The sequence below is a fragment of the Aureimonas glaciei genome (assembly GCF_014643375.1).
In the GTDB taxonomy this organism is placed as follows: domain Bacteria; phylum Pseudomonadota; class Alphaproteobacteria; order Rhizobiales; family Rhizobiaceae; genus Plantimonas; species Plantimonas glaciei.
The window spans coordinates 105,476-130,262 of record NZ_BMJJ01000014.1; the positions used below are offsets into that span (position 1 = coordinate 105,476).

The following is a 24,787-nucleotide window of genomic DNA, read 5'->3' on the forward strand; positions in this document are numbered from 1 at the left end:
TACCTTTCCCTGCTTTCTCCCGTACGAGACCCATAAGATGCTCCGCAATCTCCTCCCCCTCTCCGGGCGAACGGCTGAACCATCTGGCCACTGCGGCGTGCCGGTCAAGGCTGCGACAGCGACCGCCTTCGTTACGGCGGTCCTCGCCCTGCTCCCTTCCGTGGCCGAAGCTCACGTCAAGTGGTTCGCGCCGTACATCGTAGGCGCGCCGCCCGCGCCGATCTCCCGGACGCTGGCCGATCCCTGGTTCTGGGCGGGCATCGTCCTTGTGCTTGTCTTCTTCGTCGCCACCCGCGCCATCGAACGATCGGCCACTGGTGAGGTAATCCTCAAAGGCATGGACCGGATCTCTGATCCGCTCTGGAACCGTCTCGACGACTTCGTTCACGTCGTCATCGGGGCGTTCTTCGTTGCGATCTTCGCGGTCGGCGGCGTCTACCTTACGCCTGATCTCAAGACACCCGCGGAATGGGTGTCCTGGGTCCAGCTCCTGATCGCGTTCGGCGTTTTCTCGAAACGGACAATGCCGCTTTCGGCAGCGGGCATCATCCTCCTTTGGGTTTTGGCCCTACGAGATTACGACCTCTTCCACCTGTTTGATTATCTAGCGCTCGGCGTTGGCGTGGCCGCCTACCTTGTACTGGCCTCCTCCAAAAACCCGGAGTGGAAAAAGCACCGCTTCGAGGCTCTCCGCTGGGGTGTGGCTATTGCCTTGATGTGGTCGAGCCTTGAGAAGTTCGCCTATCCCGACTGGTTCTATCCCCTCGTCGAGGAGAAGCCCTTCCTGACCTTCGGCATGCCCCGCGACGTCTTCATCCCGATGGCAGGTGTCGCCGAGTTCACGATGGGTTTCGGCTTGCTCTGGACGCCTCTCGTGCGCCGCCTGTCCGCGATTTCGCTCTTCTTCATCTTCAACGCTGCCGTCTACCCCTTCGGGCGCGTGGACCTCATCGGTCACGCTCTCATCATGGCCATCATCGTGGCGATCGCCGCGGACCATACGAGGCAGGTTCACTTCCTGCCTGCCATCAAGCGCTCGCTTGCAGGCGTCCCGGTGGGTCTCATGGCGGCGCTGGTGGTGTTCGCCACCGGGTACTGGGGGCTTCACATGACTTTCTACGGCATTGAGGGACGCGTTGCCCCGGCGGCCGCCACGGAGATGGCTACCCATTCGCACAATCCTGAGCAACCGCATGGACCTCAGGCGATCGGCGGGATCGGCGCTCCGCCAATGGGAGAGCCGGACCTCGAGGAGGTGTCCGCAGGCGCTCCAACTACGAACACTGGCGCTCCCCGCGATTCCAGGGCGGCCTACGAGGCGACCATGGCGAAGATGCACAAGCCGATGATGGAGGGGATGGCGCATCCCGACCCGGACGTCGCCTTCGTGCTCGGCATGCTTCCGCACCACCAGGGCGCGGTGGACATGGCGGAAGTCCAGCTTCGCTACGGCACCGATCCTGCAAACCGCCAACTCGCGGCTGAGATAATCCAGCACCAGACTGTGGAGATCCAGAGGATGCAGAACTGGCTGAAGCAGCGAGGCGTGACCGTGCCGGAATGATTTTCTGCTCCCTTCCTCCGGCACATGGCGGCAAACGCGCCGCCCGTAGATGGCTGTAGTTCTGGAAGACGGATCCAGACCCAACGATCGCGTCGCTGGTGTCTCAGTCCAGCGTCCATAATTTGCAAGTCAGGGCTAGATGAAGCAGCTTTCGCTTGAAGTAAGAGCATGCAGGGTATGTTCGCTCGTGTTGCCACGAGGGCCTAGGCCGATCTTCCAGATCTCTGAAGCAGCACGAATCCTCATAGCGAGCCAGGCTCCTGGAAGCAAAGCTCACGAGAGCGGGATTCCTTTCTCCGACGATTCCGGAGACCGTCTTCGGCAATGGACGGGCCTGTCGAAGGACGTGTTCTATGATTCGGAAAGCGTGGCAATCCTGCCTATGGGACTGTGTTATCCGGGCCGTCAACCTGGCGGTGGAGATGCGGCTCCTCGAAGAGAATGCGCACCCCTTTGGCGTGAGCGGCTACTCGAAAAAATGCCAAACATTCGCCTCACCCTGTTGGTGGGAAGCTATGCTCAGGACCACATGCTCGGAAGAGGCAAGGTCTCGGAGCGCGTCGCTAGCTTCCGCAGTTATCTTCCGACCGTGTTTCCCTTGCCTCATCCTTCGTGGCGGGTACGGCGTTGGGCAGCTGAAAATCCTGAATTTGAAGCTGACATCCTCCCAGCGCTCCGCGACGCGGTCGTAAGAGCACTGTGTGAAGAGAAGTGACGCAGTTTGATGCCGGCAGCACGCTGATGACGATCTCGCCGCGGAGCAGCCGCACGATGTCAAGATCTCGAGCTCGACCGCCCAGCGCTTGGTTAACGACGGCCCGATCTCTCAATCCATCCCGGTGCAATTACATGTCCAATCTCCAAAACTTCGCCACGATACTGATCGCAGTACTGGCTACGGTCTTCGTCCTTCGCGTCGCCTTTGAGGTAAGGATAGAAGTGCTGCTTGGCATTCTGACAGTTGGAATTGTCACAGCCTTCCTCGAGACGCGATCCGATCAGTGACCACAGCGAAACCGGTCGTGGCCCGGAGGCACTGGTTCAACGCCCTTGACCTGTCTGACAACGGAGATCGTGGCCCGCTGCCGGTTTGATAGACACTAGTGGCGGACGGCGAAGCTGCGGTTCGACCCGCTGGCTTTCCACCTGCTGTCCTGTTGTATGTGGCACCGGGAAATCCGTGGGGAGGAGAAATGGCCATCGCTGAAACCGATGCTCTCGATGTCGACGCCGACCGAGACGATGTGGAGTTCCTGCTCGGACTCGCCCGAGCCTTCGGCGGGGCCATTCTCTTTGCTTTGCCGATGTTCATGACGATGGAGATGTGGGAGATCGGCGCGTCGATCGACGCCGGCCGGTTTCTTGCCTTCCTGGTGATGGGCCTCCTGGTGATGATATTGCTAGCCTATTATTCAGGCTTCGAGGAAGCGGATGGACCGTTGGACGCCCTCCTTGACGGGATCGTCGCCTTTGGTGTCGGTATGGTCACCAGCATCGCGATCCTGTGGGTGCTCGGAATCCTCAAGGCCGGAAGCAGTTTCAGCGATGTCGTAGGAATGGCAGCGGTGCAGGCAGTTCCCGCGGGTATGGGTGCCGTGCTCGCCCGGAAGCAACTGGGCGCCGGTGATCAAGCCGGAGCCACGCGTAAGGGCTACGCAGCCGAGCTTTTCCTGATGCTGGCGGGGGCGCTATTTATGGCCCTCAACGTCGCGCCGACCGAGGAAATGCTGCTTATTGCCGTCAGCATGACGCCGGGTCGTACGATGGGCCTGATGGCGCTGTCTGTCATCCTTCTCCATCTCTTCGTCTATACAGTCGGTTTCGCCGGCCAGGAGGAGCGAGCGGAGGGCGTGGGTTTCTGGAGGACCTTCCTGCATTTCACCGTAGCTGGTTACGGCCTCGTCCTGGTTGCGAGCTGTTACGTCCTTTGGACCTTCGGCTCGTTGGATGGGGGCTCGCTCTCGCTCGCCGCCACGACCTCGGTCGTGCTTGGGTTTCCCGCCGCGCTGGGCGCAGGCATTGCGCGGTTGGTGGTTTAGATGGGAAAGCCGCTGACCGAATGGATCTGCGCGGGCCTCGGCGCGATCATCGCAATCGGAACATTTACGGTAGTCGCGCTGGAGCTGCCCGGCGAGGAGGCCGACGTGCCTGACGTTCGTCTTATGGTGACAGGCGTCGAGCCCACGAGCGGTGGGTACCTCGTGCGCATCAGGGCCCGAAACCTCTCTGGCGCCACGGCCACGGCATTGGAGGTCGAGGGGACCCTGAAACGCGGCAGCGAAACGATAGAGACGAGTCGTGTGACCTTCGACTACGTTCCGCGTGATTCGGACGAAAGCGGAGGGCTGTGGTTCCGTCAGGATCCCCGACTCTACGAAGTTTCCGTGAGGGCGACTGGGTATCAAGATCCCTGACTGAAGACCGCGATGCAGGTAGGCATCGACAAGTGGGCACCTACACCGAGCGCTCCCGGATTCGGGGCAAGAACGAGATCCGACGGTTCGGTTTATGATCGCGAGGACTGTACCCTGAAGCACGCCATTCCACTTGGTGCAGACCGCGAGTAAGCGGTTGCGGAGCGCCGGACGGTCCTTCTGACCGAAGTCTTTCAAAGCTGGACCGGGCCGCCCTCTCTGGCTCTCTTGCCTCATTCCCTCAATCCTTGGCGAGGTGCGACCACTGGATGGATGTCGAGAGCGCTTGCAGTTGGTTCTTCAAGAAGATCTGCCCCGAGATTAGCGGGGCAGTCTCGCGACGAGCCGCTCGCGATGGATGACATAGAGGCCCGAACTCACGATGACGGCGATCCCGGTCCACGTCATTCCCTCCGGAAGTCGCCAAAGACAGGAAACCGAAGAGCGTCGCCGTCACGATCTCCAGATAGTTCAGGGGTGCCAGAGTGGACGATGGCGCGAGAGCCAGCGCGAATGTCATGGCAAGGTGGCTCACGGTCGCGGCGATACCGACGGACAGGCATGACAGCCAAACCACCCCGTGCGGAAGAACGAAACGGATGGGCTCGACGTCCGCAAAGCTACCAATGGCCAAGAGTGGTAGGCATAGGAGACTCGCGGCCAGGGCAGTGTGGATCTGCACCGTCACCAGATGCTGAACGCAGCTGAGATGCCGTGTGACCAGCATGTAAAGCGCGAAGCAGAAGGCGCTGCCGATCGGAAGGAAAGCTGTGGTACCAAAGCGGGCGAAAGAAGGTTGGATCACCAGGACCGTGCCGAGGAAAGCAACGACCGAGGCGGCGATCCGGCGTGGGCCCACTTCTTCCTTCAGAATCACTCTTCCCATCAACAACAAGATGAAGGGGGATACGAAGGCGATGGCCAGCGCATAGGCGATCGGCATCAGCCGGACGGCGGCGACGAAGCAGAAGGTAGAGCCGATGGCGGCGAGCGCGCGTAGCAGCGTCAACCGCACGATCCTCGAATTGATCTCTGTCGGCAGGCCCATCACGAGAGCGATCGGCGTCATCAGCAATGCCTGGATCACGAATCGGGCCAGTGTCACCGTGCCGGCCGGAACGGTCTGGACAGCCATCTTCGACGCGACGTCGATCAAAGGCGCGACCGTGCAGAAGACGAGCATAAGCCCGACACCCGGCAGGACTCGGTCCGAGGTCGGCGGAGGGATAGGAGGGATGGCGGCGGCTCGGCTCATCAGCTCGAGCTCCCCTGCAAAATTGACGGCGCCAGCGGCAGAGGTCGCAGAAGGGACCCTCAGGTCTCGGGCCGCCTTTGGGGACCTTCGACAATTCCTAGCCGCGGCAAGACAATCAGGATGGAAGCTTATTGCCTCACGGCCGGGTGCTCCCAAGCGGACGCTCAGTTGCTTCATCTGAATGTTTCGGAGCCGGTATAATGATCAGCCTTTGTACCTAGGTTTTTCCTGGAAGAAATCGCCGACGGCCCCGTCCTACCTCGTCCCGAACGAGCCCGTCGACATCGTCACCTGGTGCCTGGAGGATCTCATCCTCCCACCCGAAGTCTCGGAGCGGAGCGCCTCCTCGATTTCGCCGCCTCTTGCAGCAAGGCGGTGATCCGCCTGTAGCCGGAGCGACCATACTGGCCAGGGAGTTTAACGATATCAGCGGTCAGCGTCGCATCACCGACATGGCCCTTCGGCACCTTGCGCTGTGTCGACCGATGCTGCCCCTGACCCGGCATGCCAAGCGCTGCGACAAGTCGAACTTCTTCACGACGTGCTCGCTGTATCGGCAACGACGGGCGGGGCTCATCAGTTACCCGACGCGGCCTCTTCGTGGACCAGCTTCTCGAGCGTGGAGTCCCAATCGGGGTCCTGGATGCGGGCATCAGTCGGACTCGTAGTCGATGCGCCCGGGTGCTCGCGCAAGATCTTCGGTCAAGGGTATAGTCGCCATGCAATTTATCGTTTTCCCACAACGCGTTGGATTGAATTGGGAAATTCACCTAAACCAGAATTTAACGATAAACGTCTAAAGACGACGTTCGCATCTTACAAAGCAAATCCAGTTCCCGTATATGCAAGTTGCTGGACAGGCGAAACCGCTCCACTCGCGAGCGGGCGAACCACAGCGTCGACTAGCCGGCGCCGTCCTTGCGGAGTCCGCTCCATACGCGAGCGGGTATAAGAGGAGTGCAAGAAATTGCACTCCTCTTTCATATCTTCACATACCGATCTCGTCTGGCGCCGAAGCTGCGATCGAGCCCAGCCTAGTCCGCAGTCGCACGAGGCGAAACTTCGATCTGGCCTGATCCGCGCCGTGTTCGGCTGCTTCCCCGGCGCCGTCCCGTGGGACAAGCAATGCCACGCCCTGGCCGACGTTCTCGACTCCAGAAGATCATCAACACGGGAGAGAAGCGGCGGGGCGTCGACGCACTGGCACCAAGCTCGTCGATCTCAGTTACTACGAGCGGTGGATCGTGGCTTTCGCGAACGTTTTCTTCCAGAAGGGCGTCCTCGCATCGCCTGACCTAGGTAAGCACGCGTGCACGTTTTCCTGCGGCGGGGCAATTGTGGGCGCCTTCAACTTCCGCTTTCCAGCATCGACGCCACAAGCATTCAGTCGATATGAGTAATGACCGGCAACTGACCCGGCTGCGTCCGTGAGATGGCAGCGGCTAAGAGCCCCTGCCGAACCTGGCCGTTATATCTAGCGAGAGAAGTAGAGCTGGCGTCCGACAGCCCGAACTCCCCGCAGTGGGGACAAGCACATCGAATGCCATCTTCCGAAAGATCGAGGACAGTGTGTGCAGCTTCGCTGCAAACGGGACATTTGAACGACGACATTGCATCCTCCACGCATACTCAATGGAGAAGCAATTGGGCGATCGAGTAATGATGTCAATTCACCGACAGCAGCTAAATCGATTTACGGCTTCGACTGAAATTCGGTCGCAGCTAGCCTTCCCGATGCCTGCATAGATCTTGCTGCGATTTGCGAAGCCGATCGGCAGTCTCTACGTCGGCGCGACTGGCGGATTCGTAGCAGCCTCGAGCCGATCCAGCTTCTCAATCAGAAAATCAGGCAGGTTGAATTCAGGATGATACCCGACTCGTTGCGTCAAATGACGATGAAGGTCCGGGTTCTGTATCGGGTCTATGAGAAGCGATCTGCGTTCGCGCATTCTTGCATTCCTCGCAACCACGATGCGAATCCGCGTTACATTCCAAATAAGTAAGACGAAAAGACGTGGTGTGTCAAACATTTGGCTGGGGTCTGCGGAGCGCGCCTCCGCTGAACATGTTGCTCCACCCACCCTCGGGCTAAGGCAGTGGCTGGTTCGCACCCTCGCTATGGGAGCGAGAGCCGTCATCGCGCACGACCGCATCCTCATCTGCCGTAGCGATCGCGTCATCACCACGTTCACGCCCGGCATAAGCCGGCGGAAATCAGATACGGAACCCCGCTGTCATGAGCAGCAAGCCACGCCCGCAGTTCCAGGCCCGCACGCCGAACGTCTCAACCCAGACGCCGTCCGTCCAGCACCAGGAGCCGGAGACCGAGCCCCAGGGAAGCCGCGCCGCCGGCGCCAGTCGTCGAACAGGACTTCACCGAAACCGCTTTCCCCGACGAGCAGCCGGCCGGCGTCGATGTGGCCGCCATCCGAACCGCGTTCAGCCGCCTGGAGAAGCTGACGATCGCCCTCATCACCCCGAGCAGCAAGCCCCCTCGTCTTGCAGTCGACGCCCTCAAGCGTGAGCTGCCCGGCGTCCTGAGGCTGATCCAGAACGCGCTGCCGGAAGACGAGGACGCATGATCCGGAAACCACTTGCGCTTGGTGACATGTCGGTCGGCGGGCTCAGGTACTTCAACGTGCTCGATCCTGTCGCCGCAGACTTCGACATCTTCCCTGTCGTCCATTCGCTCTCCCGGATCCGGCGCTGGGGCGGCAAGATCATCGTTCCCTACACCGTCGGCATGCACAGCCTGGTCTGCGGGCGCGTCGTCATGGAGCGTACCGGTCTCCCGCACTTCGCGCTCGCCGCCCTGTGTCACGACATGCACGAGGGCGTGCTCGGCTTCGACATGCCGAGTCCTTTCAAGCGCGTCCTGGGCGGCATGATGGAGGGCTACGAGCGCCGGATCGACCTGGTCATCGAGGCTCGAGTCAGTGTCGTCCCAGGGCTGATGAAGCATGCCGTCGTCAAGGCTGTCGACCGGGACGCGGTCAACTGCGAGGGCCTCTGTTTCGGAATGGACACGGTCGAGCCAGACCAGAGACGCTGGGTGCAGCCGGGATACTCGCCGCCACGAGGCATGCTGCAGGCGATCCAGGAAGAGATCGCCCATGGAGACAATGATGATGGCGTGGAGGCTCGGCTGCTCGAGGCGGTCGAGATGTACGGCGGGAGGATACGATGACCCAGGGAAGCAGGCCTACACTCGACGACCTGGTAGACGAGCTGGAGGCCGAGGCGCCGGCCGTCCCGCGAGAGAATCCGAAAGCTCTCGTCGGCAGGAAGAAGGCTACGCTCATCTCCGCAGTGCCGGCGATATCGTTGGCATGGCTGGCCGAAGCGCACATGGACGGCGCCATCAAGTACGGGGCGCTCAACTGGCGTGAAAGCAAGATCAAGCGGTCCGACTACATCGACGCCGCGGTGAGACATATTCTGGCGCTCAAGGAAGGCGAGGACGTCGCCTCGGATTCATTCCTGCCGCATGCCGCCCATATCATGGCAACGATGTCGATCATCCTCGACGCCGAGGCATGCGGGACACTGATCGACGATCGCGTGCATGGGAATGCGAAGGCGCTGGCTGAGGTGCAAGGGCGCGTGTTGGAGGCTAGGGTGCGTAGGATCGAGGCGAAGGCGGCCTGACTAGCATCGGCGAGAGATCACCTCAGCCGCAAAAGGCGGGCTCCAAGCACGTCGCTGACGCCTTGAAGCTGCTGCATGACCGCCGCTGGATCTCCTGTCAGCCCGGGCGCCACCTGCCGACAGACATCCGCCCAAAGACGCCGTATCTCAGCCTGCGCCTCGACACCCGTTTCGGTCAGGCAGACGACAGTGAGCCGCCCGTCGTGGGAATCCCGATGGCGCTCGACGAGACCCTTGTCGGCCAGCCTGTCCAGCATCTTAGAGACGGTAGATGGCCTGACACTGAGAGTTGTGGCAACGGCTGATACGGAAGAGCGCTCGCCGGGCACCAGGCAGGCCAGTAGCTGATCCTGCCCGTTGTGATAACCTAGCTCTGCCAGGGCCAGCCCGAAAAGGACTCAGATGCGCTTGGCGAGCGTCAGCATCGTCGTCGCCATCTCCGCGAAATCCACGGTGGTGGCGGCGGTGTCGGCATTGCCTTCGGGCGCCACGGTGTCGACGTGTCTATTCCCATTGTTGAGCATCAGAAACACTCCCAGCTATCATTCGCCAGCTACAGTCACCATCTTTCCGCATATTGATAGGGACGAAATCGTACAATGGAAGTGTGATGATCGATGCCTGCTCAGTAAGGGAGCTCGGCATCAGTCGCGTCGCCCGTCTCAACGGATATAGGAATCGTCCCACGCAACGACCACGACCTCGACTCCGCGTTCGGCGCAGGCTTTCACGACAGGTGTATCGGATGACGCGACCGTGTCGACGTCGACCATCATGCAATCAATGTGCGGAGAATGCTCCAGCTCCGTCATCGCCTGATCCAGGTTGCCGGCCCGGAAGATGACGACACCGGATGCATCTGCGACCGCGTCTTCCATGATTTCCACGACGTCGCGCTCAGCCTCTACGATGATGACGCGCTTCCCGGAAAGTTTTGATGACTTCAGCCGGTACATCAGTAGACACCCATATTGCGGACCGGCCGACGATTAGCCGGCGCTGTCGCGATACCAGTATCTAAGATACTTTCTATGATATCGCCATACGAAAGGTGCCGTAGTTTCTGTGATTTACTTGCCCACCCATGCTTGCACGGCAATCGACCTCAGTCATGCTACTGCAAGGTGTGCCACTGCCAGGGTCGCAGTCATCTCTAGATGGCGGGGCTGGTCGAGGTCCGGGACGGCTCAGGATGAGGCGGATTGGAGGCCGGACGCTCCCGTCCGAGGTCTCGAGCCACGATCCGCGCATTCCTCCCAGATGCGCGGATCAGCCCGAAGGCCAAGTGGCGAGACCGTTGCCGAGGGAACAGCCGGTGACGTACCGGTAGCCGGTCGGCGTTGCATGGTCAAACGGGGAGGCTGTGGATGGGCGCAGGATGGCCCGGGGGTCCCCAGAGACCAGACGGCGAAGGTGGGACAGTTCGCTTCCGCCATCCGCAAATACTTACGAAATTTTCGGAATGGTACCCATCATGTCGTGCAACGCGTCCACGATTTCATCGTGTGAGTACGGCTTGTGGAAAAACCGGGCGCTCGGCGGCAGCTCGTGTGATTCCGGGCGGACTCTCCCGGACATGATGACGACCGCCATTTCCGGATAGAGCTGATGCGTGATCCGAGCGAGCTTGATGCCATCGATCAGTCCCGGCATTTCAATGTCGGTCAGTAATGCCCGCAGTTCCGGGACGCGTGCGAGCTCCGAGATGCCTTCGTCCCCGGTGGTTGCTTCGAAGACGTTGAAACCCGCGTCTTCAAGGTGATCAACGATCGTCATTCTGAGCAGCGCGTCATCCTCGACTACGAGGACGGGCGTCTGGTGGTCGCTGGGATCGGGCACGCGTTCTCTCCTTGGTGTTCGCAATGCCAACAACCCGGCGGCACTACCGATCCACTTCGATGCGGACTATCGTGAAGACAGGCGCACACTCGCAGCGCCGGGACCGAATTCTTCATGCTTATCCGCCTTCGCTACGCCAGCACCCTTGCACCCGACACAACCATGGATGACGTCGGTCTCATCGTCGAGCGCTCGTCCATCTGGAACCTGCACTATGGCATCACCGGTGTCCTCGCGGTCGATGGCGGCCGCGTGATGCAGATCCTCGAAGGACCCGGCGAGACTGTCGACGGTCTGTATGAGAACATCTGCCGTGACTCGAGGCATGTTGGAGTGGTGATTCTGGATCGGAATGACGTCGCGGGGCGGCACTTTGCCGAATGGTCGATGGTCAGGCGCTCTATGGCTGAGATGCTGATAATGTCTGCGGACTAGCTGCCTGATTTGCGCCAGTAGGAAGGAAAGTGCTTCACTGCTCGTCGTCCCGTCTAGACTGCCACACGTCCTCGATCATGGCGTCGGCAGCCGTCACCATCGCAATCTCAAGCTCGATGAGTGCATTCCACACCGCGACGGCGTTAGGCGCCGTCACCTCATTTTTGAAGTCTCTGACCGTGACGAGCCATTCGATGCACTCCACCTGCAGCCGCATGAGCGCGACGTCGTCCATGTCTGCCAAGGCATCGGGTCCATGAGCAACTACTTTCGGAAGATAGTCGCGCCGGTCCATGCCTGCCGTCCTCATGAGTTCTGTGAGCGAATTCATGAGGGACGCTGCTCGTTCCTCGCTTTTTCGATAGCCAGTTAATGTCGAAAGGAACGATCTGACCTGATCGTTCTGTTTTCGTGTATCGGGTTCAGTGGCCTTGAATCGTCATGCAAGCGCACGACGTGCGTCGAATGCGGCCGACCGAAGGTCAGCGCCCCCCTTTCAAGGATTTCTGCCGATTCCATTATAAACCAGGGCTTCCAGCGACCACCAAGCCGTCCCGATGGATCTCCGCTGACATGCTGGACGGGTCCAGGCGCGCCGCCTCGTAGATGGATTTCCGGATCGCAATGACATGGAAGCTCTGTCCGAGGCCGGTGACTAGCGGCTGCAGCGTCGAAGGCGTCCACTGACCGTGCGTGATGTCATTGGGGAGTATGACTGCCAGATCCCAGTCGCTGTCAGGGTGCGCGTCGCCGGCCGCACGGCTGCCGAAGAGGATGACGGCATGGGCGCCGGTGGCTGAGATGAGGTTGCGGGCGGCGATGTGGAGGGCGGCTGGGTACATGGTCGTAAGCCCTGCTCCGTAAGGGTTCTGCCGTGCCTGCAAATTTGCAGCCACGGCGAATTGCTGGGTTCGGTCTCAGTCTTATCCTGTGACTCCGAGCGCCTGGTCGACGAGGACGCGGATAGCCTCGGACCGGCTGGGGATCTTCGGCTGCGAACGGCGCCACTCTTCGACCCGTGCGAGCCACGAGGCGGGAGCGACGATCTGGATGCGACCCGTTTCGGAATCGGCTTCGAGCTTGGGGCGCATGGATGGTCCTTCAGAGGCCGTGATCAGGTGCACATTAGACACCACTTGCACATCTATTGAAAGAGAGTATCTTACACACATAACGCAGCTTTGCATCATGCTTAACGCCGCGTTTAGGAGGAAGCATGCAGCACGCAGACAGCACCCCGGAGCCGGTGCATTCGTCCAACGACATCCTGCTCGCCATATCCGAGCGGGGCGTCGAGGACATGCAGAACTTCATCAAGATCGTGGAGGCCTTGCTCCTGGAGCACGCGCTTTCCTTGGTGGGCAAGGATCTTCCGGCGTCCCTGAAGTGCATGGAGGGCGTCAACGAGATCCCGTCCTTCCTGCCTCACCTGCGCATCACCGCCGCCTTGTACATCCAGGCGACGGCCACCGAGGACGCGCCCGATCTGGACGTGTCCAACCGCAACTGACCCGCAGCCCGGGGCGGCGCGCCAACGCCGGTCCCCGAGCCTAACCCGCATCATGGAGCAGACCATGTCACAGGCTATCGCCACCATATCGCAGCCGCCCGTCGTTTACATCCGCGACGGCAAGATCTTCGCCAACAGCCTCGACGTCTCGAAGACGTTCATGAAGAGCCACGACATGGTTCTTCGCGACATCGGCAGATGCATTGCTCGAAGGAATTCCGCGCCGCCAACTACAACGAGACGATGATCTCCGGGACGTTCGGCGCCGTGAAGCGCTCCAGCCCGATCATCGAGATGACCAAGGACGGCTTCGCCTTTCTCGTCATGGGCTTCCGCGGCGAGAAGGCCGCCAAGTTCAAGGAAGACTATATTGCCGAGTTCAACCGGAAGGAGGAAGAGCTCCGCTCGATGTACCTGCCTGCCGAGATCGACCTCGACGACTCCTACCAGCGTGACATGCTGGCCCTCCGTCTCCTCTCCAGGGTCGACCAGTCCGAGCGGCGCGCCAAGCAGCTCGAGGCCCAAGTCCAGGTCGCCCAGCTGCAGATCACCGAGGTCAAGGCCGAGGTCGAGGTCGTCAGCACGCAGCTGGCGATTGCCGCACCGAAGGCCGAGGTCCACGATCGCATCGTCAAGACGAAGAAGCTGATGCTCGCTCGAGACGTGGCAGCGCTTCTCTCCGTGATGGAGAAGGACGTGTTTGCCGCCATGTCCCAGGCAGGCTGGACCCACAAGGTGAAGAGGGACGGCAGCTGGCATGCCTACGCTGCCGCCAGGAAAAGCGGATACGTCCAGTACAAATTCGGACACACGCCCACCGGCGTTCCTACTGAGACCGTCTGCATCACCGGTCGTGGGCTGACCCGATTGGCGACCATGATGGGGTCGAAGGTTTCCCAGCTCGATCTCCTCTCCAGCATCGGTCACCTGCATCAGTAGGCGCCACCAGCCACACCGAGACGCTCGGCCTGGCGCCGAGCGGTCCACAACAGGAGTCCGCCGTATGACCGATGAAGACAAGAAACCCCTCGTCCCCGACCACGTCATCGATGCCTACATCGAAAAGCAGGGCGGCAAGGCTCGCCTCGTCGAGGCTGTCGCATTGGATGCGATCGCGACGATTATCAGCACCGACATGAAGGCGGCGAGGAAGATGTTCGCCGACCTGCCGTCCGCCACGACCTTGCCCCTACTCCGGAAGGCAATGCTGGAACTCATGGACATCATGCACGCCCAGGACATGATCGCCCGCTGGGACGAGTTCGCCACCGTGCGCGGCGAGACGAAGCCGATCGACTTTCCTTCGTCGACGCACTGACGGACAGCGGGCACCAGCTGCCCGCCCCTCCCCCGATCCCGACTTTCGTCCTCATCGGCCAGTCTGGCATTCCGCCGATTCGCCGAGCCGCCCGGAGTCCGCCCCATGGCCGAAATCAAACCAGAAGACCTTCTCGCCCGCTTCACCGTCAACCAGATCAGAGACTTCGGCCAAGCGTCCGAAGCCCGCGCCTTGGAATCGATCCTCGCCCAGATCGGCACCGATCCCGAGAAAGCCGCCCGCCGCCTCGCGTCAATGCCGGAGCCATCGCAGATGCCGCACCTGCGCACCGCCGTCGAGATCTTCGTCAGCGCTAATGTGAGGGGTCGCGCCCCGACGTCCCGTCACTGAAGCCACGCCATCATTCCAGGGGTCCATCGCCATGAAGATCATCATCGACCGCAACGAACTGGCGAAGACCCTCACCGGAACCAAGGGATTCGTCGAGAAACGCAGCTCCATACCGATCCTCGGCAACGTCCTTTTGACGGCGAGGGACGGAAAGCTGGCGATCAAGGTCACCGACCTCGACAAGGAATTTTCCGACCTAGCCGCCTGCGAAGTCGTCTTGCCGGGCTCGACGACCGTTCCCGCCGGCCTTCTGTCCGACATCGTAAAGAAGCTTTCCGCCGGACCGGTGACGATCGCCATGGCTGAAGATGGAGCGTCGGTCTCCGTCTCGGCAGGACGCTCGCAGTTCAAGCTCCAGGCGCTACCGGCGCGCGACTTCCCCGACATCACGATCGGCGTCTTCTCGCATACCTTCTCCATGCCGGCCGCCGAGCTGAAGCGCCTTCTGACGAAGACTTGGTTCGCGATCTCGACGGAAGAGACTCGCTACTACCTCAACGGAATCTTCCTCCACGTCCACGAGTCGAACTTGCTTGCCGTCGCGACGGACGGGCACAAACTCTCATTGGCCGGGCAGCACACGCCCGACGGTGCGGCCGGCATGCCGGGCATCATCATCCCCCGCCGCGCCGTCGCCGAGCTCATCAAGATCGTCGACGAGGACGTGGTGGGGATCGAGCTGTCAGACTCGAAGATCCGTTTCACGATCGGCGACATCGTGCTGACGACGAAGCTGATCGACGGCACGTTTCCCGACTACCAGCGAGTCATTCCGTCGCTCAACGAGAAGGAGTTGACCGTCGAGCGCTTGGTGCTCGCCGGCGCTGCGGATCGCGTGTCGACCATCTCGAGCGAACGGGGTCGCGGAGTGAAGATCGAGATCTCGAATGGTGAGATGAGGCTCACGGTGAGTTCACCCGATACCGGCGTCGCGATGGAAGAGATGTCCGTCATCTACTCGGGCGATCCCATCGAAACCGGATTCAACAGCCGCTATCTCGCCGAAGTCATGGCGGCTCTCGAGGGCGAGCAGGTGATCGCGAAGTTTCACGATGCCGGCAGCCCCTGCCTGATGCGGGGATCTGGCGATGCCGACGCGCTGATCGTGCTCATGCCGATGCGGGCCTGAATCGCCGGTGTCGAGTATTGCCTCGACATGCCATTGACGGCTGGATATGTCGAGTATATAGTCGACATACCATCAGGTAGGAGCCGAACCCGTGACCCCGTCCGAACTCTTCAAGACCGCCCACCGCCTGACCCGCTCCGTCGTCCAGTCTGGCGAGAACTATCGCGCGACGTTCGGGATGGCGTTGAGGAAGGCGTATCTCGCAGCGAAGGCGGCGGTCGCCCCTTCCGTGGAGCGGATCATTGCCGCTGGTTCGGTGTGGGCGAAGGCTGGGCGGCGTCGAGTGTACTTCAACAACCTGGCCGACTTCCTCGGTCTGGAGTTCACGCACTGCATGGGCAAGGTATCGTTCGCGACCTTTCGCGGGAAGAAAATGGAGACCGGCATGGCGAGTGCGATCTTCGCCGGGCTGAAAGCCGCGGCCATCTGGTTCGATCTCGACACGGAGACGTGGGAGTCTAGAGGCCTCGACGAAGACTATCGGAACGCCATCGTCGCCGGCATCTACGCCGTAGCCTGACTGAACAGCAGGAGATCACCACGATGGCCGAGCAGAATCCGACATGGCAGCAAGTCTGCCAGCGCCTCTGGGGACCTGACTGGGTCAAGCCGGTATCCGAGGTGCTCGGTGTCAACCGCAAGACGATCGAGCGGTGGAGAGACGGTATCACGCCCATACCAGATGCGATCGACGAGATGTTTCTCGTCCAGCAGTCCACCCCCGACGACCGAGCCTACGGCGCCATCCTCAGACGCATCGCGAATGGCGAGACGCCCGACGAGATCGCCGCCGAGATGAAGCTCGGATTCGACGCCCTCAACCGCCTCCAGGCCCAGCTCGATGCCGAGGACTGGATTGCATCACTCGCCGCTCGACAGAAGGTGAAGCAATGAAGACGATGACACTCGAAGAAGAGAACCTTGCCCTTCGGCTCGAAGTCGGCCGCCTGTCCCGACTCTGCGACCTGCTGCGCGAGGAATGCAGCGTCGGCTTCCGACACGGCCTAGTCCGCCGCTCGCCCATCCAGCCCGCCGCCCAGCAGCAGCCGACGCGCTCGCTGCTCGACCTTTAGGAGATCGATATGACGGTCAAGGACAAGCATGGCTACAAATATCTGACCTACAAGTATTCCCAATTCAATGAGCTGGCGTTGGCATGCAATATGAACTCGGCGCAGATTGCCGAGGATCTCGCCGTCCAGGAAATCCTGAAGGTGGACCCTTCGACCGTGAGACGCTGGAGGCGCAACGAGCACCCAGTGCCGCCTATCGTTAGAAGGCGGATGGAGAAGATTGCAGAGTGGGTCTACAACCTTTCCCTAGACCGCAATCAGGGCATCTCCATGCCGCCCGCGGCAGCCCGCCTAAGGTGGGCGCTCTATCACCAGCGCTCCATTGCTTACGTTAACGCCAGGGTGGAGGAGGAGTTGGCGGTTTTGTTTGCTATGCAAGACAAAGGCTTGGAAACACGGTCGCTCCTTTTGACGCGGGGTGCAATTCAAAGATTGAAAGAGATGGCCGAAGAAAGTCCTCACCTGTTCGAACCGGCCTGACCTGATCACGACACCTGACATGACGAGGCCCGCCGCAACCCCTCGCAGCGGGCCTCTCACATTCCGGATTGCGTCAGATGCCCTCGACGGAAGTCTCCCTACCCATACTTAGGCTAAGGCCGGAGGCTGTTCCAGGATGCCGGCTGCTATGGATGCTTTGTGACGATCGCCATCCCTTCCACGTCATCGCGGCCTCCCCGATTGAGATCGTCCATCGGATCGCCGGCAGACATCGGGTAGCCGTACATGTCGACCGGAATGCCGTTCTCGTAGCGCTGCTCAGGCTTACGCTTCCTGACATCGACGACCCAATGCGGACGGAATTTCCGGTTTCCCGCCCTCGGATTGCAGATCACCCGGGTGCCCTCCAGCATGTAATCCGACGGGCTGTGTATGTGCCCATGAATCCAGAGCTCGGGCCGCCACCTCGCCATGAAGACGTTGAGGTGGCTGACAAAGGCAGGATTCATGCGGCTGTCTTTGAACTCCTCGCCGACGCTATATTTCGAAGGTGCATGGTGCGTCACGACGACGGTGGGCCCGTCGAAAGGAATCGAGAACTGCTCGTCGAGCCATGCGATCGATTCCTTGTGAATCGCAAGGATCTCCACCGGAGTCATCGAGCCGCCGGCCTTTCTCCCAATAAGCATGAAATCGATCATGGCATGACCGGCGATCCGCATGCCCTCGGCTTGGTTGCCATCGAAATCGAAGTCGGTCCAGAGAGCGCAACCCAGGAACCTGGTGCCGGCGATCACCACGGCGCGATTTTCCAGGAAGTGGCCGCCGCCTGGCTTTTTCTCATTATGCAGACGACCCTCGGCCAGCTTCCGCTCGTACGTCCCGTCTAAGTGGTACTCATGATTCCCGGCAACAACGATCGCCGGACGCATGAAGGTTTGCTCGGCCCATTCCAAAGCCTTCGCCGGCGATTCATGGATGTCGCCCGCGAGGACGACGACATCGTAGCCGTCAGGTGGCGGCGACGGCATGTAGGTGGAGCGGTCGTCCAAATGCAGGTCGCTCATGATCCAGATTTTGGTCATCAGACCTTCCTTCCAGTCGCAAAATTGACGTCCAGCAGCTCTTCATCAGTCATCGCCGCGAGCGCCTGGTTCTGCCGCCATAGCGCGACCTCATCATCGTACGGCATCGGATATCCCCAGGGGTCGATCCTCGGGCGTCTTTGAACGTCGATAACAAGCCGGGGGTCGAACGACGGGACTTCGATCTCGACGAGCTTGTGATGCTCCATGCCGACGAATTGTAAGTAACCCCGCGGATTGCAGACGATCCGGGTCTCCACGACGACGTAGTCCCGCGGCGTATGGACGTGGCCATGTATCCACATCTCCGGCGCACGGCGCGTGATGAGTTCGGTCAGGTCTGACGTGTAGGCGCCGTCCAGATCTTCCGTTACCCGTCCCTCTCGCAGCGACAGGGGATGCGGGGCGTGGTGCGTCACGACGACAGACGGCCCCTCGAACGGAACCGCCAGTTCCTGATCGATGGCATTCCGAATCCGCCAGTGCTCCTTCTCCAGATCGCTCGGACGCGCCTTCCCGCCGGCGCCGCCAATCTTGAATCTTTTGAAGTCACGCATGCCCGTGAGGTGCTCACGCTTCGCCGCAGCGGAGTTGCCGGAAACGAGGTAGTCGGTCCATAGCGTCCCGCCGACAAAGCGCGTACCGGCGAGCGTGATGGCGTCGCCGTCGAGGCAGTAGATCCAGTCGACTTGGAGACTCTCGCGAAACTTGTCGACCTCCTCGAGTAAGTCGGCTTTCCAGAAGTCGTGGTTGCCCGGCACAATGACGATCGGCATCTGCCGGAACTGATGCTCCAGCCACGTCCTGCCCATCCGCGATAGCCGGCCGGCAATGTCGCCCGCTATGATGCAGACGTCCGCCGAGACATCTTCGGGAAGCGACAGGTTGTGCTTCAACGTATCCCGATTGGAATCGTCGTGGATGTCGCTCATGATCCATAGGCGTGTCATCGTTCGGTCTCCTACACCGTATCGTCTTAAAGTCAGGATCGCCGGCCAGGCCGAAAGCCACAATGAGGGGGTGAGGAGCAATCGCCTTCGTTTCGGGCTGGACGCCCTGCGCTGCAGACTTCATGCGCGGTCGTGGATATCCTGGATCAGCCGCTCCAGGACTTCCGTCACCGCGTCCCCGATCGCCTTGAAGGCCGTTTCGCGCTGCCAACCCTCTTCGTCAAAGAACTCGACCAAGCGCTTCAGGTCACGACGGCCCTCAGGTGGTAGGTGCGCGATCGTGTCGAGAGCAGTACGGATTAGATCATTTGGCGACATGTACTGCTCCTCTTCCGAGATCTGAGACAGGCGTGCGACATAGCGGTCGGTCTGGCGGCGCTGCGCAGGCGTCATCGGTGACGGCATATCGCCCAGCTCGATCTGCCCGGACTTCATCCGTTCGAGCACGAAGTCGACGTGAGCGCTGATCATTCGGAACGCCAACTCGCGATCGTGGTCGTTCATGGTCTCGCAGATCGTCTGCATGCTGCGTCGGGCCTTGGGCGTCACGTGAGCCACGACGTCCAACCCGGTTCGGATCAAGTCATTTGGCGCCCACCCCTCTTCCGTTCCGAGCTGCACGAGACGGGGTGCATAGCGCCGCATCTGCGTGCGGTTGGCCTCCGTGAGGGTAGCCGCGGCGCCGAACTGGTGCTCATACGCCGGCTCCCGCAGCCGTTGATCGAGGCGCTCCAGGATCTCAGGCAGGCTGACCGGGCGGAAATCCCAGCAGTCGACGCCGACATCGATGCTGCCAGCCGGGCCCTGGGTGTTGCCGTGGACGTGGCCGTGCAGTTGGATGGCGCCGCGACGCTGGTTGCGCCATTCGTGCAAGGGGTAGTGACACATCACCACCTGGACGCCCCCGACCTTCAGCTCCGATAGCTGGGTCACCGACTCCCAATCGAGGTGCATCTGCGGGGCAGAATGGTCGTGATTGCCGGTGATCAAGTGCTTGCGACCCTTGAGCCGATTGAAGATGTCTTCGACCTCGACGCGGCCTGCCCGGAAAGCAAAGTCGCCCAGGTGATAGACCGTGTCGTCGGCCCCGACGGCTTCGTTCCAGCGCTCGATCATCGTCTCGCGCATTTGAATGATGTTCGCGAAGGGACGTCCGTTCTGGTGGATCGCGCCGGCGTGTCCGAAATGGTGGTCGGCAGTGAAGAAGATGGTCACGCCCGACTCCCCATCTCGCGATTGACCACGACGCGCATGACTTCGATGCCCATCGCTCGGCGCTCGTCCGCCGTCATGTAGCTCCAGACGCCGACCGCTTCACGGATGAACTCTGCGGCCGGCTTGCCCTCTTCCGCTTCGATGCGTGTAATGCGGGCGTTCGTCGCGGCGTCGAAGGAAAACATCAGTTCATGCTCCGATACTTGTCGCGGACGTCGACGGTGACCTGGATCGCCGACTTGAGCTTGCGGAGGCTGCCCCCTCCCCACGCCTTCTGGATGACTTCGATCTCGTCGCCGTCGAGAGGCGCGATCCAACCAGGGTCGAGGCCTCGGCCAATCTCGATCTGGCGAATCATGCGACGCGACAGGACCTGCACATGCTCTGGCTTGGCGTCGGGCATTGTTAGGACGCGGAAGCGGTCCTTGAGCGGCGCCGGCAGCTCGAGCGAGTTAGCTGTCGCCAAGAAACTGACAGCCGACAGGTCGGATGGTGTCTCGAGCCCGACCTCGAAGTAAGCCCGCGCCGTGTGCTGCTCGAGCATCGGCAGCAGTGCGAAGACCAACGATCCGTTATGATTGCTGCTTCCCGTCTTCTCCAGCTCGTCGAGAATAATAGCGGGATTCGCGACCTTTGACTGGCGGATCAAATCGAGTGGCGTCGAGCCCCGGCGCGTCGACCATTGTGCTGGCGTACCGCCAAAGCTTGAATCGGAGATCGTCGCGCAAGGATAGACGATGCTAGGCAGCGAGAAGCTGCGGACGATCTCGGTCAGCAGCGTGGTCTTGCCAGATCCCGGCGCCCCGACGAGGATGACTGTCGGCAGGCGCAGCGGCTCGTCGGGCTTGATGTCCCGAAAGATCTCCTGAATCACGTCGGCTGCATGCGGCCACGCATCGATGAGGTCGAGCATGATCTCGTGCGGGAATTCGGCGATGACCAGCGGTAGCTCGATGCCGGCAATCGGCTCGAACATGCGCATGAAGTCCTTGCGGTCCGCTCCGTACGTCTTCTCGCTCTTGTGCAAGACGAGCTTCGTCGGAATACGGTTTCGGGCGGCGATCTCGGCCAGACGCTCGATCATGCTGGCCTTCAGGCCTTCCCGAAACTCGGGCGTATCCTGGTACTCCTCCGAAGCGCCGCGATCCTGGAGATGGCCGAACTCTGCTTCGTGAAGTTCATTTAGCTCATCGAACAAAACGTCGTCTGAATTCACCGCGGCGGCGCCGGGATCTTCCCCGTTCTGCTCGAGGATCCGGGCGAGCGTCTCGGCTTGCTCACGACGCTCCACGACAAGAGCTAGAGCTGCTTCAACGTGCGAGGCGTGCTTCGCGGTCTGGTCGATCGCCGAGATGCCCATATGCAAAGCAATGTTCTGCCAGTCTGAGCCCGGCTGATCGGCGCTGCCGTCGTGAAATGCGCGCCCGATGCCTTCGATCAGGACAGTCAGCAGGGCCTCGTCGCACGGCGGCCAGTGCGAGATGTTGACGTCGTCGGCGGCATGCAGGTCGCCCAACGCCGCGGCATAGAAACGTGCACGGTTCTGGACGTCCTGGGAGCGAGCAGAGATGGAGATGATGCTACGGGCCGTCATCTTGTTCGGCTGGAGGATGAACGTCTGGATCGCGTCGCGGATCGGAACCGTGTGGTCCTGATCCTCCGCGACAACGATGCGCAGGAGTTGCTTGGCGTCCTCATCCATGCTGCCGCCGAACAGGGAAACGCCCGTCCATAACTCGTTGTACGTCGGGAAGTGCTCGCGAGATTCAGCCCCTAGCGACAGGTCAGCATTCAGCTCGAGGCGGTCGGCAACCGCCTTGACGCGCTCTTCTGAAGACTTGTGGCGATTGCTCCAGGCGCGAGTGGCCTTTGAGTCCTTCAACGACATCGGAAATTCCTTCATGCGCCGGTCTCAACACCGGACGTAGTTTCAAGCTAGCATGGAAAGCCTTCGATCTCGCAAAGGAATTCCTGAGAAATTACTTCAAATCGGATCTTCGTCCCGGTCCAGGCGCTCGCCTTTGAGGATGTCGGCGAGGGCAAACCTGAGGACGAGCACGTGGCCGCCAGCAGACTCGGCTTTCGCGAGGGCGGCGTCGATATCGGCAACCAGCTGATCGCGGATGTCCGCCTGCTTAGCGGCTTTCTCGAGGATTCTGGGCGCGGTCGTCGAGTAGCCGTCCATCATCCGGTCGACGCTGCGCTTCTGGGTACCGAGAAGGCGCGACATCCAGGTGCCTGTGTCCACAGGGAAGAGGTTCTCGAAGATCGAACGGGTGGGTGTCTGGATTCCTAGATCGGGCATGTGTCGGGGCCTCCGTCGCCGCGGTGAGTGGATGGAATCCTTTTGGCGGAGATGGAGGTTTCTGGCAAGTTTTGCGGAAATCCTTGATTCGACGAAGCCATCCTCAACGTGAACATGGAAATCCATATGCCCGAGATATGCCCGGATGCCGTTTGACGAAAAAATCACTGGCGCTTAAGTGGTTGAAATTACTGGTGATCCCGACTGGATTTGAACCAGTGACCCTCAGATTAGGAATCTGATGCTCTATCCTGCTGAGCTACGGGACCCGCCGGCGCACTCTAGGCAATAGGGGCCGGCGCGCCAAGCCCCGGGATGAAGAATGGCGGCGTCAGGCCGAGGCGGGGTCGGCCTGGAAGACGAGGATGGCCCTGCCCTGGCGAAGCGTGATCTCGATCGGGCCGAGGGCCTGGTTGGACTGGGTCAGGATCGACTCGAAGGGGAGAGCAACATCGTCGAGCGGCCAGCGCGCGCCGGCGATGGAAAGGCCGGAGAGGTCGCTGAACTTCAGCAGGGAGAAATCCGTGCCGGGCTGCATGTCGATGCGCTGAGACCCCAACCGCAGCGGCAGCGCGTGCTCGGTGCCGTCGAACAGCGCCATGTCGATGCCGCGGGCGGCGTAGCGCAGCGCCAGGATCAGATGCATGAAGGCATGGTCGGTGCGCGGCCCGCCGAGGGCGCCGACGAGAAGGATGGTCCGGGCACCGCGGGCGATCGCCGCATCGATCGCCAGTTCCCCGTCGGTTCGGTCCTTGTCGCGCGCAAAGGTCTCGCGCGGCACCGCGGCAAAGCGCGCCGCCAGCGCTGCGGGGGCCGAGTCGAAATCGCCGACCCACAGCTCCGGCACCACGCCGAGAGTTTCGGCATGCGCCATGCCGCCATCGGCGGCGATGATCCGGCTGCCGGCAAGGGCCTGGCGCAAGGCCGGCGTCGGCCGGATGGCGCCGGCGAGGAGGATGGTGAAACGGCTCATGAGAGGCTCCTAGCCGGCCCGGTCCGGCGCGGCAAGCTCGCGCGGTCGGCCGACCACGACCTTGCTTCGCGCGCGCGGCTGCACTAGCCTGCGGCCTGCTCACACGGGGTGCCCTTCGGGCTGAGAGGCGTTTGCGCCAACCCGTCGAACCTGATCCGGCTCGTACCGGCGGAGGGATTGCGGGCGTTTCGGCGACCAAAGTGCGACCGCGACACTCTCTTCCTCTCTGCCGCGACCGCCCGTCCAAAGGACATGCCGTTGCGCCTCGCTCCCCGTCTCGCCGCCCTCGCCTCGGTGTCGCTTCTCGCTCTGCCGGCGCTCCCGGCCATGGCCGAGGACGAGAAGCCCGTTCTGACCGTCTACACCTATGAGAGCTTTCTGCCCGAATGGGGTCCGGGGCCGAAGATCGAGGCGGCGTTCGAGAAGACCTGCGGCTGCGACCTGCAATGGGTCGGCCTCGGCGACGGCGTCGAGATCCTCAACCGGCTGAAGCTCGAGGGCGAAAGCACGCGGGCCGACGTCGCGCTCGGCATGACCGCCGAGATGGTGCCGGAAATGAAGGCGACGGGCCTGTTCGCGCCGAGCGAGACGGACCTCGCCCGGCTCGCCATCCCCGGCGGCTTTGCCGACGACACCTTCGTGCCCTTCGACTACAGCTATCTCGCGTTCGTCTACGACACCGAGACGGTGACGAACCCGCCGAAAAGCCTCGACGACCTCGTCAACGGCGATCCCGAGCAGAAGATCGTCATCGAGGACGCGCGCACCTCGACGCCCGGCCTCGGCTTCCTCCTGTGGATGAAGGCTGTCTATGGCGACCAGGCCGCGGAGAAGTGGAAGACGCTGTCGAAGCGCATCCTCACCGTGACGCCCGGCTGGAGCGAGGCCTATGGCCTGTTTACCTCGGGCGAGGCGCCGATCGTCCTCAGCTACACCACCTCGCCCGCCTATCACATGATCGAGGAGAAGGTGGAGAAGTACCAGGCGGCCAGCTTTTCCGAGGGACACTATCTCCAGGTGGAACTGGCCGGGCGGCTGAAGGGGGCGAAACATCCCGATCTCGCCAAGGCGTTTCTGGCCTTCATCCTCACCCCGGAATTCCAGGACATCATCCCGACCACCAACTGGTCTCTGCCGGCGATCGCCCCGGCGACGCCGCTGCCCGAAGCCTTCGACCGGCTGGTGCAGCCGGTGAAGCCGCTCGTGATCGACGCGGCGACGGTGGCGCAAAACCGCAAGGCCTGGACCGAGGAATGGCTGCAGGCACTCGGCCGCTGAAGAC

The 24,787-nt window shown here is 61.5% G+C and carries 33 protein-coding genes, 1 tRNA gene, 2 pseudogenes and 1 riboswitch; of the genes and pseudogenes, 19 read left to right on the forward strand and 17 right to left on the reverse strand.

Translation table 11 applies throughout. The annotated features are described in order from the left end of the window. Window positions 1-37: 37 nt before the first annotated feature. The 4 genes from copM to IEX88_RS22875 all read left to right on the forward strand — a co-directional run bounded on the left by copM (window position 38) and on the right by IEX88_RS22875 (window position 3,978). On the forward strand, window positions 38-1,564 hold the full coding sequence (copM, locus tag IEX88_RS22860) for a CopM family metallochaperone (RefSeq protein WP_188854798.1): 1,527 nt from the start codon (window positions 38-40) through the stop codon (window positions 1,562-1,564). 139 nt (window positions 1,565-1,703) lie between these two features. After that, complete coding sequence (locus tag IEX88_RS22865; protein WP_188854799.1) at window positions 1,704-2,279, forward strand: uracil-DNA glycosylase family protein; 576 nt, start codon at window positions 1,704-1,706, stop codon at window positions 2,277-2,279. Between the two features lie 478 nt (window positions 2,280-2,757). Then, window positions 2,758-3,603: a TIGR02587 family membrane protein gene (locus IEX88_RS22870; protein WP_188854800.1), complete on the forward strand. Its 846-nt coding sequence runs from the start codon at window positions 2,758-2,760 to the stop codon at window positions 3,601-3,603. Next, on the forward strand, window positions 3,604-3,978 hold the full coding sequence (locus tag IEX88_RS22875) for a hypothetical protein (protein WP_188854801.1): 375 nt from the start codon (window positions 3,604-3,606) through the stop codon (window positions 3,976-3,978). A gap of 241 nt (window positions 3,979-4,219) precedes the next feature. Here the strand turns inward: IEX88_RS22875 and IEX88_RS22880 are convergent, their stop codons facing one another. Both IEX88_RS22880 and IEX88_RS26940 read right to left on the reverse strand, forming a co-directional pair. Further along, on the reverse strand, window positions 4,220-5,233 hold the full coding sequence (locus IEX88_RS22880; RefSeq protein WP_210319323.1) for a DMT family transporter: 1,014 nt from the start codon (window positions 5,231-5,233) through the stop codon (window positions 4,220-4,222). Between the two features lie 356 nt (window positions 5,234-5,589). Next, window positions 5,590-5,860, reverse strand: a pseudogene (locus tag IEX88_RS26940) (IS3 family transposase); the annotation flags it as partial. Between the two features lie 481 nt (window positions 5,861-6,341). Here IEX88_RS26940 and IEX88_RS26945 point away from each other — a divergent pair. The 4 genes and pseudogenes from IEX88_RS26945 to IEX88_RS22895 form a co-directional block, all read left to right on the forward strand. After that, a pseudogene (locus IEX88_RS26945) lies at window positions 6,342-6,633 on the forward strand (hypothetical protein); the annotation flags it as partial. Window positions 6,634-7,650: 1,017 nt separating this feature from the next. Continuing rightward, window positions 7,651-7,815, forward strand: coding sequence for a hypothetical protein (locus tag IEX88_RS22885; protein WP_188854802.1), 165 nt, complete (start codon window positions 7,651-7,653; stop codon window positions 7,813-7,815). After that, window positions 7,812-8,420, forward strand: coding sequence for a hypothetical protein (locus tag IEX88_RS22890; protein WP_188854803.1), 609 nt, complete (start codon window positions 7,812-7,814; stop codon window positions 8,418-8,420). Before IEX88_RS22885 ends, IEX88_RS22890 begins: the two co-directional genes overlap by 4 nt. Then, window positions 8,417-8,881, forward strand: coding sequence for a dATP/dGTP diphosphohydrolase domain-containing protein (locus IEX88_RS22895; RefSeq protein ID WP_188854804.1), 465 nt, complete (start codon window positions 8,417-8,419; stop codon window positions 8,879-8,881). The genes IEX88_RS22890 and IEX88_RS22895 overlap by 4 nt, the downstream gene beginning before the upstream one ends. A 17-nt stretch (window positions 8,882-8,898) precedes the next feature. On the opposite strand, the gene IEX88_RS22900 is transcribed toward IEX88_RS22895, so the two are convergent. From IEX88_RS22900 to IEX88_RS22910, 4 genes are all read right to left on the reverse strand, one after another. Then, complete coding sequence (locus tag IEX88_RS22900) at window positions 8,899-9,267, reverse strand: MarR family winged helix-turn-helix transcriptional regulator (RefSeq protein WP_188854845.1); 369 nt, start codon at window positions 9,265-9,267, stop codon at window positions 8,899-8,901. Between the two features lie 12 nt (window positions 9,268-9,279). Further along, complete coding sequence (locus IEX88_RS27100; protein WP_274604635.1) at window positions 9,280-9,405, reverse strand: hypothetical protein; 126 nt, start codon at window positions 9,403-9,405, stop codon at window positions 9,280-9,282. Window positions 9,406-9,543: 138 nt separating this feature from the next. After that, a complete protein-coding gene (locus IEX88_RS22905; protein ID WP_188854805.1) occupies window positions 9,544-9,837 on the reverse strand; it encodes a hypothetical protein in 294 nt (97 codons plus the stop codon). Between the two features lie 490 nt (window positions 9,838-10,327). Further along, on the reverse strand, window positions 10,328-10,720 hold the full coding sequence (locus tag IEX88_RS22910) for a response regulator (protein WP_188854806.1): 393 nt from the start codon (window positions 10,718-10,720) through the stop codon (window positions 10,328-10,330). Between the two features lie 114 nt (window positions 10,721-10,834). Between IEX88_RS22910 and IEX88_RS22915 the strand changes: the two genes are divergently transcribed. Beyond that, window positions 10,835-11,155 carry a BLUF domain-containing protein gene (locus IEX88_RS22915; protein ID WP_188854807.1) on the forward strand — a complete coding sequence of 107 codons (321 nt, stop codon included), beginning with the start codon at window positions 10,835-10,837 and terminating at the stop codon, window positions 11,153-11,155. A 34-nt stretch (window positions 11,156-11,189) separates the two neighbouring features. On the opposite strand, the gene IEX88_RS22920 is transcribed toward IEX88_RS22915, so the two are convergent. The 3 genes from IEX88_RS22920 to IEX88_RS22930 all read right to left on the reverse strand — a co-directional run bounded on the left by IEX88_RS22920 (window position 11,190) and on the right by IEX88_RS22930 (window position 12,246). Continuing rightward, entirely contained in the window at window positions 11,190-11,450 is a 261-nt protein-coding gene (locus IEX88_RS22920; protein ID WP_188854808.1) for a hypothetical protein, read from the reverse strand. 223 nt (window positions 11,451-11,673) lie between these two features. Continuing rightward, window positions 11,674-11,997, reverse strand: coding sequence for a nucleotidyltransferase domain-containing protein (locus tag IEX88_RS22925; protein WP_188854809.1), 324 nt, complete (start codon window positions 11,995-11,997; stop codon window positions 11,674-11,676). An 81-nt stretch (window positions 11,998-12,078) separates the two neighbouring features. Continuing rightward, window positions 12,079-12,246 carry a hypothetical protein gene (locus tag IEX88_RS22930; RefSeq protein WP_188854810.1) on the reverse strand — a complete coding sequence of 56 codons (168 nt, stop codon included), beginning with the start codon at window positions 12,244-12,246 and terminating at the stop codon, window positions 12,079-12,081. Between the two features lie 125 nt (window positions 12,247-12,371). Between IEX88_RS22930 and IEX88_RS22935 the strand changes: the two genes are divergently transcribed. The 9 genes from IEX88_RS22935 (at window position 12,372) to IEX88_RS22975 (ending at window position 17,016) form a co-directional block, all read left to right on the forward strand. Then, window positions 12,372-12,665 (forward strand): hypothetical protein, encoded by a 294-nt coding sequence (locus tag IEX88_RS22935; protein WP_188854811.1) that lies wholly within the window; start codon window positions 12,372-12,374, stop codon window positions 12,663-12,665. Window positions 12,666-12,863: 198 nt separating this feature from the next. Then, on the forward strand, window positions 12,864-13,604 hold the full coding sequence (locus IEX88_RS22940) for a phage regulatory protein/antirepressor Ant (RefSeq protein ID WP_188854812.1): 741 nt from the start codon (window positions 12,864-12,866) through the stop codon (window positions 13,602-13,604). Between the two features lie 64 nt (window positions 13,605-13,668). After that, entirely contained in the window at window positions 13,669-13,983 is a 315-nt protein-coding gene (locus IEX88_RS22945) for a hypothetical protein (RefSeq protein WP_188854813.1), read from the forward strand. 105 nt (window positions 13,984-14,088) lie between these two features. Continuing rightward, window positions 14,089-14,334: a hypothetical protein gene (locus tag IEX88_RS22950; protein ID WP_188854814.1), complete on the forward strand. Its 246-nt coding sequence runs from the start codon at window positions 14,089-14,091 to the stop codon at window positions 14,332-14,334. A 31-nt stretch (window positions 14,335-14,365) separates the two neighbouring features. Further along, window positions 14,366-15,463, forward strand: coding sequence for a DNA polymerase III subunit beta (gene dnaN / locus IEX88_RS22955; RefSeq protein WP_188854815.1), 1,098 nt, complete (start codon window positions 14,366-14,368; stop codon window positions 15,461-15,463). 91 nt (window positions 15,464-15,554) lie between these two features. After that, window positions 15,555-15,983: a hypothetical protein gene (locus tag IEX88_RS22960; RefSeq protein WP_188854816.1), complete on the forward strand. Its 429-nt coding sequence runs from the start codon at window positions 15,555-15,557 to the stop codon at window positions 15,981-15,983. A gap of 23 nt (window positions 15,984-16,006) precedes the next feature. Beyond that, window positions 16,007-16,357, forward strand: coding sequence for a hypothetical protein (locus IEX88_RS22965; protein WP_188854817.1), 351 nt, complete (start codon window positions 16,007-16,009; stop codon window positions 16,355-16,357). Beyond that, window positions 16,354-16,536 (forward strand): hypothetical protein, encoded by a 183-nt coding sequence (locus IEX88_RS22970; RefSeq protein WP_188854818.1) that lies wholly within the window; start codon window positions 16,354-16,356, stop codon window positions 16,534-16,536. Before IEX88_RS22965 ends, IEX88_RS22970 begins: the two co-directional genes overlap by 4 nt. A 9-nt stretch (window positions 16,537-16,545) precedes the next feature. Next, window positions 16,546-17,016, forward strand: a complete 471-nt coding sequence (locus IEX88_RS22975; RefSeq protein ID WP_188854819.1) for a hypothetical protein — start codon at window positions 16,546-16,548, stop codon at window positions 17,014-17,016. 146 nt (window positions 17,017-17,162) lie between these two features. On the opposite strand, the gene IEX88_RS22980 is transcribed toward IEX88_RS22975, so the two are convergent. From IEX88_RS22980 to IEX88_RS23015, 8 genes are all read right to left on the reverse strand, one after another. Beyond that, the gene (locus IEX88_RS22980; protein ID WP_188854820.1) at window positions 17,163-18,062 is read right to left on the reverse strand and encodes a metallophosphoesterase; all 900 of its coding nucleotides are present in this window, start codon (window positions 18,060-18,062) and stop codon (window positions 17,163-17,165) included. Then, on the reverse strand, window positions 18,062-19,012 hold the full coding sequence (locus IEX88_RS22985) for a metallophosphoesterase (RefSeq protein ID WP_188854821.1): 951 nt from the start codon (window positions 19,010-19,012) through the stop codon (window positions 18,062-18,064). The genes IEX88_RS22980 and IEX88_RS22985 overlap by 1 nt, the downstream gene beginning before the upstream one ends. 120 nt (window positions 19,013-19,132) lie before the next feature. After that, a complete protein-coding gene (locus IEX88_RS22990) occupies window positions 19,133-20,227 on the reverse strand; it encodes a metallophosphoesterase family protein (protein ID WP_188854822.1) in 1,095 nt (364 codons plus the stop codon). Further along, window positions 20,224-20,412, reverse strand: a complete 189-nt coding sequence (locus tag IEX88_RS22995) for a hypothetical protein (RefSeq protein ID WP_188854823.1) — start codon at window positions 20,410-20,412, stop codon at window positions 20,224-20,226. The genes IEX88_RS22990 and IEX88_RS22995 overlap by 4 nt, the downstream gene beginning before the upstream one ends. Further along, on the reverse strand, window positions 20,412-22,115 hold the full coding sequence (locus tag IEX88_RS23000) for an AAA family ATPase (RefSeq protein WP_188854824.1): 1,704 nt from the start codon (window positions 22,113-22,115) through the stop codon (window positions 20,412-20,414). Before IEX88_RS23000 ends, IEX88_RS22995 begins: the two co-directional genes overlap by 1 nt. Window positions 22,116-22,211: 96 nt before the next feature. After that, window positions 22,212-22,532, reverse strand: coding sequence for a hypothetical protein (locus tag IEX88_RS23005; protein WP_188854825.1), 321 nt, complete (start codon window positions 22,530-22,532; stop codon window positions 22,212-22,214). Between the two features lie 192 nt (window positions 22,533-22,724). Beyond that, a tRNA-Arg gene (locus tag IEX88_RS23010) sits at window positions 22,725-22,801 on the reverse strand. A gap of 62 nt (window positions 22,802-22,863) precedes the next feature. Then, window positions 22,864-23,505, reverse strand: coding sequence for a thiamine diphosphokinase (locus IEX88_RS23015; protein WP_188854826.1), 642 nt, complete (start codon window positions 23,503-23,505; stop codon window positions 22,864-22,866). A 94-nt stretch (window positions 23,506-23,599) separates the two neighbouring features. Then, a riboswitch (TPP riboswitch) is annotated at window positions 23,600-23,700 on the forward strand. 57 nt (window positions 23,701-23,757) lie between these two features. Between IEX88_RS23015 and thiB the strand changes: the two genes are divergently transcribed. Continuing rightward, window positions 23,758-24,783, forward strand: a complete 1,026-nt coding sequence (gene thiB / locus IEX88_RS23020) for a thiamine ABC transporter substrate binding subunit (RefSeq protein ID WP_188854827.1) — start codon at window positions 23,758-23,760, stop codon at window positions 24,781-24,783. Window positions 24,784-24,787: the final 4 nt, after the last annotated feature.

What these genes read in the sequence shown, in the direction of transcription:
- copM (WP_188854798.1), top strand. Translation starts at nt 38, where the DNA reads ATGCTCCGCAATCTCCTCCCCCTCTCCGGGCGAACGGCTGAACCATCT.
- IEX88_RS22865 (WP_188854799.1), top strand. Translation starts at nt 1,704, where the DNA reads ATGAAGCAGCTTTCGCTTGAAGTAAGAGCATGCAGGGTATGTTCGCTC.
- IEX88_RS22870 (WP_188854800.1), top strand. Translation starts at nt 2,758, where the DNA reads ATGGCCATCGCTGAAACCGATGCTCTCGATGTCGACGCCGACCGAGAC.
- IEX88_RS22875 (WP_188854801.1), top strand. Translation starts at nt 3,604, where the DNA reads ATGGGAAAGCCGCTGACCGAATGGATCTGCGCGGGCCTCGGCGCGATC.
- IEX88_RS22880 (WP_210319323.1), bottom strand. Translation starts at nt 5,233, where the DNA reads ATGAGCCGAGCCGCCGCCATCCCTCCTATCCCTCCGCCGACCTCGGAC.
- IEX88_RS22890 (WP_188854803.1), top strand. Translation starts at nt 7,812, where the DNA reads ATGATCCGGAAACCACTTGCGCTTGGTGACATGTCGGTCGGCGGGCTC.
- IEX88_RS22895 (WP_188854804.1), top strand. Translation starts at nt 8,417, where the DNA reads ATGACCCAGGGAAGCAGGCCTACACTCGACGACCTGGTAGACGAGCTG.
- IEX88_RS27100 (WP_274604635.1), bottom strand. Translation starts at nt 9,405, where the DNA reads ATGCTCAACAATGGGAATAGACACGTCGACACCGTGGCGCCCGAAGGC.
- IEX88_RS22905 (WP_188854805.1), bottom strand. Translation starts at nt 9,837, where the DNA reads ATGTACCGGCTGAAGTCATCAAAACTTTCCGGGAAGCGCGTCATCATC.
- IEX88_RS22915 (WP_188854807.1), top strand. Translation starts at nt 10,835, where the DNA reads ATGCTTATCCGCCTTCGCTACGCCAGCACCCTTGCACCCGACACAACC.
- IEX88_RS22920 (WP_188854808.1), bottom strand. Translation starts at nt 11,450, where the DNA reads ATGGACCGGCGCGACTATCTTCCGAAAGTAGTTGCTCATGGACCCGAT.
- IEX88_RS22925 (WP_188854809.1), bottom strand. Translation starts at nt 11,997, where the DNA reads ATGTACCCAGCCGCCCTCCACATCGCCGCCCGCAACCTCATCTCAGCC.
- IEX88_RS22930 (WP_188854810.1), bottom strand. Translation starts at nt 12,246, where the DNA reads ATGCGCCCCAAGCTCGAAGCCGATTCCGAAACGGGTCGCATCCAGATC.
- IEX88_RS22935 (WP_188854811.1), top strand. Translation starts at nt 12,372, where the DNA reads ATGCAGCACGCAGACAGCACCCCGGAGCCGGTGCATTCGTCCAACGAC.
- IEX88_RS22940 (WP_188854812.1), top strand. Translation starts at nt 12,864, where the DNA reads ATGCATTGCTCGAAGGAATTCCGCGCCGCCAACTACAACGAGACGATG.
- IEX88_RS22945 (WP_188854813.1), top strand. Translation starts at nt 13,669, where the DNA reads ATGACCGATGAAGACAAGAAACCCCTCGTCCCCGACCACGTCATCGAT.
- IEX88_RS22950 (WP_188854814.1), top strand. Translation starts at nt 14,089, where the DNA reads ATGGCCGAAATCAAACCAGAAGACCTTCTCGCCCGCTTCACCGTCAAC.
- dnaN (WP_188854815.1), top strand. Translation starts at nt 14,366, where the DNA reads ATGAAGATCATCATCGACCGCAACGAACTGGCGAAGACCCTCACCGGA.
- IEX88_RS22965 (WP_188854817.1), top strand. Translation starts at nt 16,007, where the DNA reads ATGGCCGAGCAGAATCCGACATGGCAGCAAGTCTGCCAGCGCCTCTGG.
- IEX88_RS22970 (WP_188854818.1), top strand. Translation starts at nt 16,354, where the DNA reads ATGAAGACGATGACACTCGAAGAAGAGAACCTTGCCCTTCGGCTCGAA.
- IEX88_RS22975 (WP_188854819.1), top strand. Translation starts at nt 16,546, where the DNA reads ATGACGGTCAAGGACAAGCATGGCTACAAATATCTGACCTACAAGTAT.
- IEX88_RS22980 (WP_188854820.1), bottom strand. Translation starts at nt 18,062, where the DNA reads ATGACCAAAATCTGGATCATGAGCGACCTGCATTTGGACGACCGCTCC.
- IEX88_RS22985 (WP_188854821.1), bottom strand. Translation starts at nt 19,012, where the DNA reads ATGACACGCCTATGGATCATGAGCGACATCCACGACGATTCCAATCGG.
- IEX88_RS22995 (WP_188854823.1), bottom strand. Translation starts at nt 20,412, where the DNA reads ATGTTTTCCTTCGACGCCGCGACGAACGCCCGCATTACACGCATCGAA.
- IEX88_RS23000 (WP_188854824.1), bottom strand. Translation starts at nt 22,115, where the DNA reads ATGTCGTTGAAGGACTCAAAGGCCACTCGCGCCTGGAGCAATCGCCAC.
- IEX88_RS23005 (WP_188854825.1), bottom strand. Translation starts at nt 22,532, where the DNA reads ATGCCCGATCTAGGAATCCAGACACCCACCCGTTCGATCTTCGAGAAC.
- IEX88_RS23015 (WP_188854826.1), bottom strand. Translation starts at nt 23,505, where the DNA reads ATGAGCCGTTTCACCATCCTCCTCGCCGGCGCCATCCGGCCGACGCCG.
- thiB (WP_188854827.1), top strand. Translation starts at nt 23,758, where the DNA reads ATGCCGTTGCGCCTCGCTCCCCGTCTCGCCGCCCTCGCCTCGGTGTCG.